This is a genomic window from Asaia sp. W19 (assembly GCF_003994335.1).
GTDB lineage: Bacteria > Pseudomonadota > Alphaproteobacteria > Acetobacterales > Acetobacteraceae > Asaia.
The window spans coordinates 1-12,650 of record NZ_PNQZ01000060.1; the positions used below are offsets into that span (position 1 = coordinate 1).

12 protein-coding genes are annotated in these 12,650 nt (G+C 59.7%); 6 read left to right on the plus strand and 6 right to left on the minus strand.

Annotation, left to right across the window (positions count from 1 at the left end; genetic code table 11):
* The 5 genes from C0V97_RS10800 to arsH form a co-directional block, all read left to right on the plus strand.
* Positions 1–724: thiamine pyrophosphate-dependent dehydrogenase E1 component subunit alpha (locus C0V97_RS10800; RefSeq protein WP_148114935.1), on the plus strand; the 724-nt coding region annotated here is incomplete at its 5' end.
* A 30-nt stretch (positions 725–754) separates the two neighbouring features.
* The gene (locus C0V97_RS10805; RefSeq protein WP_127102607.1) at positions 755–1,783 is read left to right on the plus strand and encodes an alpha-ketoacid dehydrogenase subunit beta; all 1,029 of its coding nucleotides are present in this window, start codon (positions 755–757) and stop codon (positions 1,781–1,783) included.
* 3 nt (positions 1,784–1,786) lie between these two features.
* Positions 1,787–2,917 (plus strand): acetoin dehydrogenase dihydrolipoyllysine-residue acetyltransferase subunit, encoded by a 1,131-nt coding sequence (locus C0V97_RS10810; RefSeq protein WP_127102608.1) that lies wholly within the window; start codon positions 1,787–1,789, stop codon positions 2,915–2,917.
* A gap of 102 nt (positions 2,918–3,019) precedes the next feature.
* A complete protein-coding gene (locus tag C0V97_RS10815) occupies positions 3,020–3,373 on the plus strand; it encodes a helix-turn-helix transcriptional regulator (protein WP_127102609.1) in 354 nt (117 codons plus the stop codon).
* A gap of 45 nt (positions 3,374–3,418) precedes the next feature.
* Positions 3,419–4,111, plus strand: a complete 693-nt coding sequence (gene arsH, locus C0V97_RS10820; RefSeq protein ID WP_127102610.1) for an arsenical resistance protein ArsH — start codon at positions 3,419–3,421, stop codon at positions 4,109–4,111.
* Here the strand turns inward: arsH and C0V97_RS10825 are convergent.
* Together C0V97_RS10825 and C0V97_RS10830 are read right to left on the minus strand one after the other, a co-directional pair.
* A complete protein-coding gene (locus tag C0V97_RS10825) occupies positions 4,089–4,964 on the minus strand; it encodes a sugar phosphate isomerase/epimerase (RefSeq protein WP_127102611.1) in 876 nt (291 codons plus the stop codon). The two genes, arsH and C0V97_RS10825, sit on opposite strands and share 23 nt — an antisense overlap.
* The gene (locus C0V97_RS10830) at positions 4,961–5,767 is read right to left on the minus strand and encodes an alpha/beta fold hydrolase (RefSeq protein WP_127102612.1); all 807 of its coding nucleotides are present in this window, start codon (positions 5,765–5,767) and stop codon (positions 4,961–4,963) included. The genes C0V97_RS10825 and C0V97_RS10830 overlap by 4 nt, the downstream gene beginning before the upstream one ends.
* A gap of 208 nt (positions 5,768–5,975) precedes the next feature.
* On the opposite strand from C0V97_RS10830, the gene C0V97_RS10835 reads away from it, so the two are divergent.
* Positions 5,976–6,158, plus strand: a complete 183-nt coding sequence (locus C0V97_RS10835; protein ID WP_127102613.1) for a DUF2256 domain-containing protein — start codon at positions 5,976–5,978, stop codon at positions 6,156–6,158.
* On the opposite strand, the gene C0V97_RS10840 is transcribed toward C0V97_RS10835, so the two are convergent.
* The 4 genes from C0V97_RS10840 to rplM form a co-directional block, all read right to left on the minus strand.
* On the minus strand, positions 6,148–7,083 hold the full coding sequence (locus C0V97_RS10840) for a LysR family transcriptional regulator (protein WP_158625403.1): 936 nt from the start codon (positions 7,081–7,083) through the stop codon (positions 6,148–6,150). The genes C0V97_RS10835 and C0V97_RS10840 overlap by 11 nt on opposite strands.
* Before the next feature lie 275 nt (positions 7,084–7,358).
* The gene (locus C0V97_RS10845) at positions 7,359–11,174 is read right to left on the minus strand and encodes a Hint domain-containing protein (protein ID WP_127102615.1); all 3,816 of its coding nucleotides are present in this window, start codon (positions 11,172–11,174) and stop codon (positions 7,359–7,361) included.
* A 506-nt stretch (positions 11,175–11,680) separates the two neighbouring features.
* Complete coding sequence (gene rpsI, locus C0V97_RS10850) at positions 11,681–12,166, minus strand: 30S ribosomal protein S9 (RefSeq protein WP_023977906.1); 486 nt, start codon at positions 12,164–12,166, stop codon at positions 11,681–11,683.
* A 5-nt stretch (positions 12,167–12,171) separates the two neighbouring features.
* A complete protein-coding gene (rplM, locus tag C0V97_RS10855) occupies positions 12,172–12,648 on the minus strand; it encodes a 50S ribosomal protein L13 (RefSeq protein ID WP_023977905.1) in 477 nt (158 codons plus the stop codon).
* Positions 12,649–12,650 lie beyond the last annotated feature (2 nt).

Genomic DNA, 12,650 nt, shown 5'->3' on the forward strand with positions numbered 1-12,650 from the left:
GATGGCCGAAATCTACGGCAAGAAAACCGGCGTCTGCGAGGGCAAGGGCGGCTCGATGCATATCGCTGATCTGTCCCTGGGCATGCTGGGTGCCAATGGGATTGTCGGCGGCGGCCCGCCACTGATCTGTGGCGCTGCCCTGTCACACAAGCTGCTGAAGGATGGAGGAGTTGCAGTCGCCTTTTATGGTGATGGTGCTTCCAATGAAGGCACGACGCTGGAAAGCCTGAACCTCGCCACAGTCTGGTCACTACCAGCGGTGTTTGTGCTGGAAGATAACTGCTATGGCGAGGCGACAGCGTCTTCCTATGCCTGCGCAGGGTCCCAACGCGCACGCGCTGAAGGCTTCGGCATGCCCTATATCGAATGCGACGGCTCTGATTTCTTCGCTGTACACCAGGCTGCGGAAGAGGCGATCGCGCATGCCCGCTCCGGTAAGGGGCCTGTGATGATGCATGTCCATCTCGCCCGCTGGTACGGGCATTTCGAGGGGGACGCCGCGAGTTATCGGCGCAGCGAAGACGTAACGCGCCTGCGCGCCGAAAAAGACTGCCTCAGAAATTTTCGCGAGCAGGTGAGCACCGTCAGCACGATCGAGGCCTCGGCTTTCGATGCGATCGATAGCGCCGTACGCGAGGAGATCGATCGGGCAGTCAGCAAGGCCAAGTCCGATCCCGTGCCGCAGGCAGCCGACCTGCATGAGAATGTCTACGTCACCTACTGAGCCACATCACGCCAGGGAGGGAGAATTATCATGTCCAGAAAAAGCTTCAGACAGGCCATCAATGAGGCACTGCGTCAGGAGATGCGGCGCGATGAGCGCGTGATCCTGATGGGGGAGGATGTTGCGGGCGGCAAGGGCGGCAGTTCAGGGGTCGATGACGCCTGGGGCGGCGTACTTGGCGTCACCAAGGGGCTCTACACCGAATTCGGTCCGGATCGTGTGCTCGACACTCCAATCACCGAAGCCTCCTATATCGGCGCTGCGGCGGGGGCTGCCGCCACAGGCTTGCGGCCCGTTGCCGAGCTGATGTTTGTCGATTTCGTAGGCTGCTGTCTCGATCAGATTATGAATCAGGCAGCGAAATTCCGCTACATGTTCGGCGGCAAGGCACGCACACCGCTGGTGATACGCGCCATGTACGGCGCGGGACTCTCGGCAGCGGCCCAGCACAGCCAGGCGCTCTATCCGCTCTTCACGCATATCCCCGGTCTCAAGGTCGTCATTCCCTCATCGCCCTATGAGGCCAAGGGGCTTCTGATCGAGGCGATCCGGGACGATGACCCGGTGATCTTCCTCGAGAACAAGCTGATGTATGACGAGGAGGAAGAGGTGCCGGACGAGCCCTATACGATCCCCTTTGGCGAGGCGAATCTGACACGTGAGGGCGATGACGTGACCATTGTGGCTTTCGGCAGGATGGTCGGCTTTGCCAATCAGGCCGCCGACAAGCTCGAGAAACAGGGCATCTCCTGCACCGTACTCGACCCGCGCACCACCTCACCTCTCGATACAGGCACCATCCTCGACTGCGTGGCCGAAACGGGGCGCCTCGTAATCGTGGATGAGTCGAGCCCGCGCTGCAACATGGCCACGGATATCGCCGCACTGGTGGCGGAGGAAGGGTTCGATACGCTCAAGGCGCCGATACGCCGTGTCACCCCGCCCCATACGCCCGTGCCGTTTTCCTCGGCGCTTGAGAAGCTCTACATGCCCGATGCCGAGAAGATCGCCGCTGCAGTGCGCTCGGTCATGGATTACCGCGCCGTGCAGGAGGCCTGAGCCATGAGCGGGTCTATCATCCCCATCACCATGCCGAAATTCGGTCTCGCCATGACAGAAGGCAGCGTCGTTGGTTGGCTCGCCGCGCCAGGCGACACCATCACGGCCGGGCAGGATCTGGCGGAAATCGAGACCACCAAGATCACCAATGTCTATGAGAGTCCCGCCTCGGGCGTTCTGCGTCGGCAGCTCTCACCGGAAGGAGAGATGCGTGCAGTGGGCGCGCTCATTGGCATCCTTGCCGACCCGACAGTCTCTGATTCCGAGATTGACCAATTCATTGCCGGTTTCGAGGCCGAAGAAGGCAATGACGAAGAGAAAGCGCAGAGCATTCCTGCTTCCGGCGATCGCATGTTAACGCTTGGTGCGCTCACCCTGCGGATACAGGAAAGCGGCCTTACCGCAGGAGATCACCTGCCGATCCTTCTTATTCATGGTTTCGCCGGGTCTCTGGAAAACTGGATGCTCATTCAACCCGCTCTGGCGGAGCACACGCGGGTGATTGCCGTTGATCTGCCGGGTCATGGCGGCTCCAGCAAGCGCGTGGACGATGGCGCGACTGACACACTGGCCCTCCCCCTGGTGGAGTTGATGAACGCCCTCTCCCTCGAAAAGGCCCATCTCGTCGGGCATTCGCTCGGTGGCGCGATTGCCCTTCAACTTTCCGCCCTGGCTCCGGACCGCGTGGCCAGCCTCACACTGGTCGCCCCGGCCGGGCTGGGAGAGACTCTCAACGGGTCCTTCATCGAGGGCATCCTGACAGCTGACAGGCGCAAGACACTCGAGCCGATCCTCTCACTTCTGGTGCATGACAAGGGCCTGATCTCGCGCCAGATGGTCGAGGAGATGATCCGTTTCAAGCGCCTCGACCACGCACTCGACTGCCTGAGAACCATCGCTGCGGCGAGCTTCGACGGCGACCGGCAGAAAATCTCTCTTCTGCCGATTATGGCCGCATTCCCAGGGCCTGTGTCGGTATTCTGGGGGGAAGAGGACGAAATCCTGCCCATGCTCAGAGCAGAATCGCTCCCAGATCGGGCGGCGCTTACGCTCTTTTCCGGATGCGGCCATATGCCGCAACTGGAGAAGCCCCGTGAACTCGCCGAGCATATCGTCAGAACCGTTCTCTTCTGAAAGGCTCCCGGGGGGAGGCGCGTTTGCCCTGCCCCCGTACCGGCCCGAGACGATCCGCCAGACGCGCCTTGAATTGATTGATATATCTGTTATTCTCGATATATGGATAGTTCAGACGCGCTTAGCGCCTTTTCAGCCCTTTCTCAGCCCTCGCGTCTCGCGATCTTTCGCCTTCTGATACAGTATGAGCCGGACGGGCTCCGGGCTGGAGAAATTGCGCAGGCGCTGGATCAGCCCCAGAACACCATCTCGACCCATCTGTCGATTCTTCAGCGCGCGGGTCTTCTGACATCGCTTCGACAAGGCCGGGCGATTACCTATCGGGCAGCCCTGAGCCAACTCGAAGCCCTCATGCAATTCATGCTTGCCGAATGCTGTGCAGGGCGCCCCGACCTCTCAACCCCCCTTCTCTCAGGGCTGCGACCCTGCTGCATGGGCGCGAAGCCGGAAGGGTGAGGCAACGAGCAAACACCTCGTATCTTCTCCAAGGAAAGCGTCTCCATGCAGAACACGCCCCTTTTCGACACGAATTATCTGCCGCCCGTCGATCTGCACAGACTTGAGCCGACAGAGCGCGCGGATCACAAGCCCCGCATCCTGTTGCTCTATGGCTCGCTCCGTCCGCGCTCCTTCAGCCGGTTGCTGGTTCAGGAGGCAGAGCGCGTGTTGACCGCTCTGGGAGCAGAAACACGTGTGTTCGATCCGACCGGCCTGCCCCTGCTCGATACGGTAACCGAGGATCACCCCAAGGTTCAGGAGCTGCGTGCCCTGTCACTCTGGTCTGAGGGACAGGTCTGGTGCAGTCCTGAACGTCACGGCACGATCACTGCGATTTTCAAGAATCAGATCGACTGGCTTCCTCTCGAACTCGGCTCCATCCGTCCGACACAGGGGCGTACGCTTGCCGTCATGCAGGTTTGTGGTGGCTCACAGAGCTTCAACAGTGTGAATGCCCTGCGCATCCTGGGGCGCTGGATGAGGATGATCACCATCCCCAACCAGTCCAGCGTGCCCATGGCCTATAAGCAATTCGACGAGGATGACCGCATGATCCCCTCACCGCTCTATGATCGCGTGGTGGATGTCATGGAGGAGCTTTTGAAATTCACCCTCCTGACCCGCGACCGCGCTGGCTATCTGGTTGATCGTTACAGCGAGCGACGCGCCAGTTTCACGCTGCCCGCTGGACTTTAGACGCGTGATCCTTCCACGCGCGCTCGAGCCCTTGGCAGGAATGGCGAATGACGTTTTCCAGATCCTGCTCGTACAGACTGTCGGGCACGTCTGAGGAGAAGATCTCGAGAGTGCAGACGCCCCGATAGCCAGCCTCCCATGTTGCATGCAGCAAAGAGCCAAGGGGGATGGCCCCCGAGCCAGGCACGAGGCGGTCCATAGCGGAGAGCGGCGTGCGCCAGTCGCTCGCCTGAACGACGAAGATGCGGTGGCCAGCGCGACGAATGGCCCCGTCACAATCAGGTTGTTGCCAAATATTCCAGTAATCGAGGCACAGCCCACAGGAATCATGTCCAACGGCATCCAGCAGGTCGAGCGCCTGATCGACGGTCCAGATCGCCGTTTCGACATTGATCGAGGTGGGATTCAATGGCTCGATGGCGATCTTCACCCCAAGATCGGCGGCAAGGGGGACGAGGCGGCGCAGGTGATGCACCGTTTCATCCAGGCAGCGCTGCATGTTACCATTGCTGGGGGCACCGGTATTCATGACAAAAGAGGCGCCCTCAGCGTGGGGGGCAAGCCTCTTGAGACTCTCCGCAAACGCCGCGACGCGTTGTTCCACAGCTTCCGGCTGGGGGGCCATCTTGCTGCCGAAGAAGGTACGTATACGGGGCTGGACCGCGCTAACGGCAAGACCCGACGCGCGCGCGGCCTCCATTTGCTCGACAGCGCGTTCAGGGTCGAGTTTGGCCTCGCATATCTCGATCGCCTCCACCCCAAGTGCCGCATAATGAGCGACATCTTCCTCGAAGGACCAAGGCTGGGTGGTAAACTCGTTTACGCCAAAGCGAAAAGGAAAGCCCTCGATCATGCGATGAACTCCAGAACCGCGCGGTTGAATTTCTCCGTCTCGTCGATGAACAGCATGTGCGAACTCTCGGAAAAGCGCAGTTCACCGCATCCGGGCATGTTCTGTGCCACCCAGCTCGGGCCTTCCGGCACGAGAACGGCATCTTTCTCGGCAATCATCATCAGGGCGGGCAGGTTCAGATGAGGCAGAAGATCGCGCCAGTCGTGAACCGTATGATCCGCCATCATGGCGGCGCGCGCGTGAGCCGGGCTCTTGGCCATCTCACCGAGGAGCATGGACTGCTCCTCGTCCGATAATTCTGAGGCACAGCAATCGGCCAGATTCTGCCGGTCGAAATCCTTGGGAGCCAGGGTCAGTTTCTGGATGGTCTCCGCAAGCCCAGCCTGATCATAACAGGCGGCATGACCATGCTTCCATTCCGAGGAATAATATTGTCGCGGTGTCTGTTGCACGAAAATCGCATCGCGCAGCCGAGCCGTGCCGAACAACTCCAGATAGGACCAGATGATCGGACAGCCGATGGACCAACCGAGCACCGTGACATCATCAAGATCAAGAGCCTGGAGAAGATCGCGCAGATCGGCTGCGAGACGCGCGATACGATAGGAATGATCGGGCTTGTCTGACTCGCCATGCCCACGCAGATCAAGCGCGATTACCCGGGCCTTTTCCGACAATACGGGAATATTGCGATGGAAGAAGCGTCCGGAAAATGTCCAGCCATGGATCATGACCAGAGGTCTTCCCCGCCCCTCCTCCCGGTAATGCAGCTTCGTGCCATCGCTGGCGGTAATGAAGGGCATGGACGCTTCCTCGCATTTGCGTGATCAGAATGGGCGTGATCTGGCAAGCGCGTGAGCCGTGGTGAGGTTCCTTACGGAGACAAACCCGCGGGCGGCGAGGATGAAACATCCGGCGCTCCGGGCGTTGGAAACGCCAAGTTCGGATACGTATGACGCGCGGTACGGACGGCACTGTTCTTTGACGGAGCGCTGGAAAGGGCAGGACATCATGGGTCGAGGCAAGGGGCGTGTGGCCCCCAGACCAAGCAAGGCCAATCTGCCTGAGAAAATCTGCCCCGTCTGCCATAGGCCCTTTTCATGGCGCCGCAAATGGGCACGGGACTGGGATCAGGTTCGTTATTGCTCCGATGCCTGTCGAACCGCAGCACGCAAGACGGGGCTCAGTGCTTGAGGGATGGATCGGCGAGTATGAGTTCGGCGTCTTCCGGCATCTCCTCGGTGAACATGCGGATTGCCTCCTCGATATGCGGCGAACGCGGGCGATTTTTCATCCAGGCCAGGCCACTCTCGAGCCGCATCTCGTCCAGAAGCTCGTAGCTTGCGCGTATATGCTGATGTTTTCTGGCGATCGGCACGGCGTAGAACGGCAGAATGCCCCACCCATCGGTGCATAGAAAAAGCTCCTCGAGACCGATCGAGGAATTATATTCGACGATGTTTTGTGGAGGTTGCAGGTCGCGCGCTGAAAGAATGGCGTCAAAACGTTCCCTCAGGGCAACGCCCTTGACCGGCATGATCCATAAATTCTGCCGGTTCACCTCCCAGCCGCTCAGAAGTTCCGGCACAGAAAGAGACGCATTGCGCGATGCCGCGAAGCAGTTATCGCGATGCATGATTTCCAGGTTGAGATTCTCGTTCTGGTTGAGCTGAAAAAAATCGACGAACGCGAAATCCAGTTCGCCATTCTCGAGCATCTCGAGCAGGTATGGGCGCTCGCGATAAACGATCCTGATCTTGAGAGACCCGTCTCTCTGCTTGAGTTTCGAGACGCCCTGCATGATGCGTTTCTCGAGCGCAGGCGCCTGAAATCCGATATTGATCGCGCCTGTGCGAATCTCCTTGAACTGGTTCACCCTATGCGTCAGCTTTTCGAGCTCGGAACGAATGACACGACTGGTTTCGACAATTGAATGACAGATCTCGGTCGGCATCATTCCTGAATTCGACCGGGTGAACAGTTTGACGCCAAGAAGATTTTCCACTTCCAGACAGGCTTTTGACACCGCTGTCGGTGTGAGGTTGAGTTTTGACGATGCACCGACCAGAGACTGCGCGTTGAATATTTCTTCAATAACCCTGAAGTATCGAAGTTTCATATTTTTCATTGCTCGATGCGATTCAATATCGAAATCGCCATTATATGCTACGACCTTCCGTAAGGCTTCTGACGCCATTTGCATCCGGTGGCGATCATGCTTCATATGAGGATCGATCCAAGGAAAAATTTGTTAATGTTCTGTACCGATATTTTGACGGTACATTCCATGCAGTTGCCCAGATACGGTTAAGTCCCTGCAATATCCCAGTTTAAGCACCGGGTATTGCAGGGACTGACCAGATTGGAACGAGGTTTGGGAGTGTCCTGAGGTGCTCAGGAACCGGGGAGAACAGGACTGAGTCCCTGCGACCTGAATTCGGCACGCAGCGCGGCGCTCGTCTCATTCGAAGCGCCCGGACCCGTCGCGAGCACCTGTATCGCCAGCACACGGCGCCCCGCCGCTGAGAGGCGGCCAAGCGGCAGGACCGCGCAGCCATTCGTCCATCGCTGGGCGCGACCTTCTGCCGCGTGCCAGCCACGGGCGTGGTACAGGAAGTCACGCACGTCGATTTCAGTCGCACCGTCGGGGGCATACAGCGTCATGGCGCCTATCAGCACACCGAGCATGCGCCGATCATCGACAAAAGGCCCGATGACCTCGCTCGGACGCGCGGCAGGCGAGCAGATATGTACCGTGGAGCAGCCTTCGGGAAGGTGGAAGACATGGCAGCCATCATTCTCTCTCACCGCCTGCAGGATCTCCCCCGCTTCCGTGCGCAGATGAAGGCGAGGCGTCGTCTTCCCGGTCAACCGGCCGATGCGCTCCACTCCGGCGCGGCGCGCCAGTCTGTTCCAGATCGGCTCGACGAATGCTCGCGAGACATCAAGAGGCGCCGCCATCACCGGCTGGCTCTGCGACACTTCTGCGGTCGCGCCGGGCGCAATCCCACCCCGCCCCGAACCGAGGCCGTCGCGGTTGCCCGTGTCCAGATAGGTTTCGCTGAGCATGCCATCGGCCATGACGGTGGCATGGGTCTGTGTCTCTATATGGTAATAGCTGTAGCGGGTGAGGCTGGTGTCATGGGTGATCGAGCGGCCATTGACCAGCATTCTGGCGGGTATGAGAGCCCCATCGAGATACAGGCAGTGTTCGGGCGTGATCAGCAGATCCTTGTAGGGTACCCCGTCTCCCAACGCGCCTGCCGAGACCCGGACCGGATAATCGGTCGGCTCGAAGCGGGCACTCTCGGTGCACTCGACCGATCGCTGACCGACCCAGGTGACACGCTGCACTTCCTGACACCCGTTGTGATAGACATAGACAAGGTCGCCTGGCGCGATCGTTTCGACGGCGCGCTCTCCCTCGGGGGTTCTGACCAGGGTGCCGGCAAGGAAACAAACAGCGAAAATGGTCGAATTGCCGGGGCCATCCGACAGGTCGTACCGTGCAGGCTTCTTTCCCGCGCCCGGGACAGTCATTCTCAGGCGACGATCACCCGAAAGCACAAACTCGACATGATCGTCATCGGGAAAATCCACACCGATGATCTGGGATCTCGGGATATCCCGCAGAATGATCTGATCCGACGCCGACGGAGATTCGCCGTTGAACCCGGAGATGATCGATGTCGGGCTCGTCGTTCCGGTGAGTGTCAGCCGTGTATAGCCGTTACCCCCCAGATTGACCGTGCCTCCGGCATTGCCATCCAGTGTTGCCGAGGCACCCGGCGCAAGCGATGCCAGACCGATGAGCGACCCCCCGGCATCTATTTGCAACGAGCCCCCCGAGGCGACTGTCAGCGCTGTCGTTGTTCCCCCGGAAACGACCTCGAGCATGCCTGTGGACTGAACCGTGCCGCCGGAAACGATACCCGCGGCGGAGATATGCCCACCATAGACGCCGCCAGCCGCAGCACTCAGGAGCCCGCCCTGCCCGATCGTCCCACCCGACAGGATACCTCCGGAAGTCACCAGAGTACGCCCCCCGGAGAGAACGATCGCATTCGAGGCAATACCCGTCGCCAGGATCGTTTGTGTTCCTGCAGCCGAAACCACGGTCTGCACCGCCGTTCCACCACTGATGAACTGCTTGCCGCCACTGACCAGCGTGGAGCCAGAGGTCACACCGCCGCCATAAGTATTGTCGCGGGAGTTCCAGCCTACATCCTGCCAGCCATTGCCAGTAACGAGAGCATTTTCGGAATAGGCCCCCTGCCCCTGAACAGACTGATAGCCCCCGGAGAGTGTCGCGTTGAGCGATGTCCCGCCGGAACCCACCAGGATGGCCGCCTCTTCCGTCCCCCACCATCCGTTACCGGAGGCGGTGAGATGCGACGCGGTACCCCCCGACTGGATGCGAGCGACGGCACCGCGTGAAAGGACGGAACTCGCCATGACACCTGAAGATGAGACGAAACCGCGCGCGCCACTCAGGAGAGTGAAATTGGTGACCGTTCCGCCACTCAGGGCCAGAGCGGAGCCTCCATTCTGAACTGTCATGCCCGAGGTCTGACCATTCAGGGCCACTGCGGTGCCGCCCTGATTGACCTGGCCGACGCCACCGGAAGCGACCTGGGCGTTGAAGCTCGTGCCGCCGGCCTGAACGACGATCGATCCGCCCGACACAATGAGAGAGCCTGATGCGATTCCAGTGCCCATCACGGTCTGCGTACCAGCACTCGAGATCAGCGTATTTATGGCGGTGCCGCCGCTGAGGAACTGCTTCCCACCCCCGACCAGCGTCGACCCGGAGGCCACACCACCACCATAGGTATTGTCTCGCGAATTCCAGCCTACATCCTGCCAGCCACTGGCCGTGATGAGCGTGTTCTCGGAATAGGCACCCTGACCCTGAACAGACTGATAGCCCCCGGACAGTGTCGCATTCAGCGATGTTCCGCCCGCACCGATAAGGATGGCCGCCTCTTCCGTGCCCCACCAGCCATTCCCCAACGCCGTGATGCCGGTGGCCGTACCACCGGACTGGATACGGGCAACACCACCCCGTGAGAGAACGGAGTCAGCCATCACCCCCGCCGAGGATACGATAGCGCGCCCGCCACTCATCAGGGTGGCCGCGCTGAGACGCCCCCCAGACAACGCGACCGCGGAACCACCATTCTGCACGGTCAGACCCGATGCGACCCCGTTTGATGCCTGAGCGATACCCCAGACATTTCCCTGACCGCCGGAGAGGATCGCATTGTTGATACCGGTGCCACCGGCGTCGATCTGGAACTGCCCCCCGGCAAAAACAGTGCCGCCCTGCGCCGTACCGCCTGCTGCAACCTCCTGACGCCCGCCCGAAGAGACCTGCGTATCAACAGCAAGCCCGTTCTTGATGAACTGCGCCCCTCCGTTGATCAGCGTCGTGGAGGACGCGACACCGCCGCCAGTTGCCCCGTTATTGTTCGAACCGACATCCTGCCAGCCATTGGAAGTGACGTAAGCATCGCGCGAGACAGCACCATTGCCCTGGACGGACATATAGCCGCCCTCAATACGCGCATCGACGCTTGTGCCCCCTGCACTGAGGATGAGCGAGCCCTGTATGCCGGTACCGGGACCATTGAGACCCGTTCCAAGTGTTCTGACATTCTGGGCCGTGCTTCCTGAGAGGATCGCCACCTGTCCACCGCGCGAGACGAGCGCATCCTGTACCAGACTACCCGCAACCGCGCTGACGATACCCCCAGACTGCACTGTGCCACCCGACCAGACCACGCCGGAGAGAACGCTGAGACTCTGGCCGATCGTCAGATTATTCACGCGTGCCGAGCGATCGGCGTAGAAATCTCCGCCATTGAACTTGGTGTTGTTGATGGCGGTGCCGCCGCTATGGATCTTGTCGCCCGTATGATCGAGCATATTATTGGCCAGGACGCCGCCAGAGCTGACAACCGCCACAATGCTCTGCAGGGTCGAATTCTCGATCGTACCGCCGCTCTGGATGAAGGCGCTGGCCCATTTGGCTGTCCAAGCCGACATGGGAGATGTCAGACCCGTCACCACGGCTCCGCTGAACACATGCAGTTCCGGCGCCTGCCCAACCAGATTGACGGGGCCGTCTATGACCTGGCCATTACTCTGATAGACAGTTTTGCCATTTGCCAACACTGCGCTCCAGACGCCACTGATCGATGTAGTCATAGCTCGGCTTTCCGTCCGTTGATCCGGGATAAAGTCGGGAGACCTGGGGTTTCCCGAATACTTCTCACTTTCTGACTATCAACCGGCCATCAACGATCACACCTCGACTCCACCGAGAGAAGAAGGAATTATATATTTGGCAAATAGTTCACAATCTTCACTAATGAATAAAAATTAGTGGCGGTTAACGCAGATTTATGATGTGTCCTATAATCTGCCGAAAAAGATGAACAATCGAAATTAGGTTCACAGCCCTGAACTTATTTTCGATACATGACCCGGATAGTCCGGATCTGCGCGATCACGGCGGTTATCCGTTCATTCCCCGGCCTAATGCGAGGAAATACTCACGATTTTGTGACGTTGTGTATTCCCATGTAACTTTATGAAACAGGCGCAGAAAGAAGCAGAAGGAATCGTCTGCGAAATGCAAAAAACCCCGCCCTCTTGCGAGAGCGGGGTTTTTCGTAACCCTGAGGCCAGCGGGGCCAAAGCCCCGCCAGAAATCAGCGCTTGGAGAACTGGAAGGAACGACGTGCCTTGGCGCGACCGTACTTCTTACGCTCGACAACGCGGCTGTCGCGGGTCAGGAAGCCTGCAACCTTCAAAATGCCACGCAGAGCGGGGTCATAATGGGTCAGGGCGCGCGAGATGCCGTGACGCACTGCACCAGCCTGGCCAGACAGACCGCCGCCCTTGACCGTGCAATACACGTCGAACTGGTTGTAGCGATCGGTCAGCAGGAAGGGCTGCGTGATCAGCATACGCAGAACCGGACGAGCGAAATAGGTCGTGACCGGACGGCCATTAACGATGATATCGCCCTTGCCCGGCTTGACCCATACGCGTGCCGTGGCGTCCTTACGACGACCCGTTGCATAGGAACGGCCCTGTGCATCGCGCTTGACTTCGTGAACCGGAGCAGCCTGCGTGGCAGGAGCGATGCCGGCGAGGTCCTGAAGCGTACCTGTGCGCTCTTGAGTTTCAGACATATCTCTCAGGCCTCGATCACATTGAGGGTGTTCTTGCGGTTCATGGACGCAACATCCAGCTTCACCGGCTGCTGGCCTTCATGCGGGTGCTTGTCACCGGCATAGACATACAGATGCTTCATCTGGGCGCGCTGCAGCGGGCCGCGCGTGATCATACGCTCGACTGCCTTCTCGATCACGCTGCCGGGGTTCTTGCCCTCGAGACGCTGCGTGATGGTGCGCTCCTTGATGCCACCGGGATGGCCCGTGTGGTAATGGAACAGCTTCTGGCCCACCTTGTTGCCGGTCAGAACGATCTTCTCGGCGTTGATCACGACGATGTTGTCGCCGCAATCGACATGCGGGGTGTACTGGGGCTTGTGCTTGCCGCGCAGGCGGGTCGCGATGATGGTGGCGAGGCGGCCAAGAACGAGCCCTTCGGCGTCGATCAGGGTCCAGCCTTTCGTCACCTCTGCGGGCTTCAACGAAAGTGTGGTCTTCATGG

Coding starts and splice junctions, on each gene's coding strand:
- C0V97_RS10845 (WP_127102615.1), bottom strand. CDS start 11,174: ATGACTACATCGATCAGTGGCGTCTGGAGCGCAGTGTTGGCAAATGGC.
- C0V97_RS10815 (WP_127102609.1), top strand. CDS start 3,020: ATGGATAGTTCAGACGCGCTTAGCGCCTTTTCAGCCCTTTCTCAGCCC.
- C0V97_RS10810 (WP_127102608.1), top strand. CDS start 1,787: ATGAGCGGGTCTATCATCCCCATCACCATGCCGAAATTCGGTCTCGCC.
- rpsI (WP_023977906.1), bottom strand. CDS start 12,166: ATGTCTGAAACTCAAGAGCGCACAGGTACGCTTCAGGACCTCGCCGGC.
- C0V97_RS10825 (WP_127102611.1), bottom strand. CDS start 4,964: ATGATCGAGGGCTTTCCTTTTCGCTTTGGCGTAAACGAGTTTACCACC.
- C0V97_RS10835 (WP_127102613.1), top strand. CDS start 5,976: ATGGGTCGAGGCAAGGGGCGTGTGGCCCCCAGACCAAGCAAGGCCAAT.
- arsH (WP_127102610.1), top strand. CDS start 3,419: ATGCAGAACACGCCCCTTTTCGACACGAATTATCTGCCGCCCGTCGAT.
- rplM (WP_023977905.1), bottom strand. CDS start 12,648: ATGAAGACCACACTTTCGTTGAAGCCCGCAGAGGTGACGAAAGGCTGG.
- C0V97_RS10805 (WP_127102607.1), top strand. CDS start 755: ATGTCCAGAAAAAGCTTCAGACAGGCCATCAATGAGGCACTGCGTCAG.
- C0V97_RS10840 (WP_158625403.1), bottom strand. CDS start 7,083: ATGAAACTTCGATACTTCAGGGTTATTGAAGAAATATTCAACGCGCAG.
- C0V97_RS10830 (WP_127102612.1), bottom strand. CDS start 5,767: ATGCCCTTCATTACCGCCAGCGATGGCACGAAGCTGCATTACCGGGAG.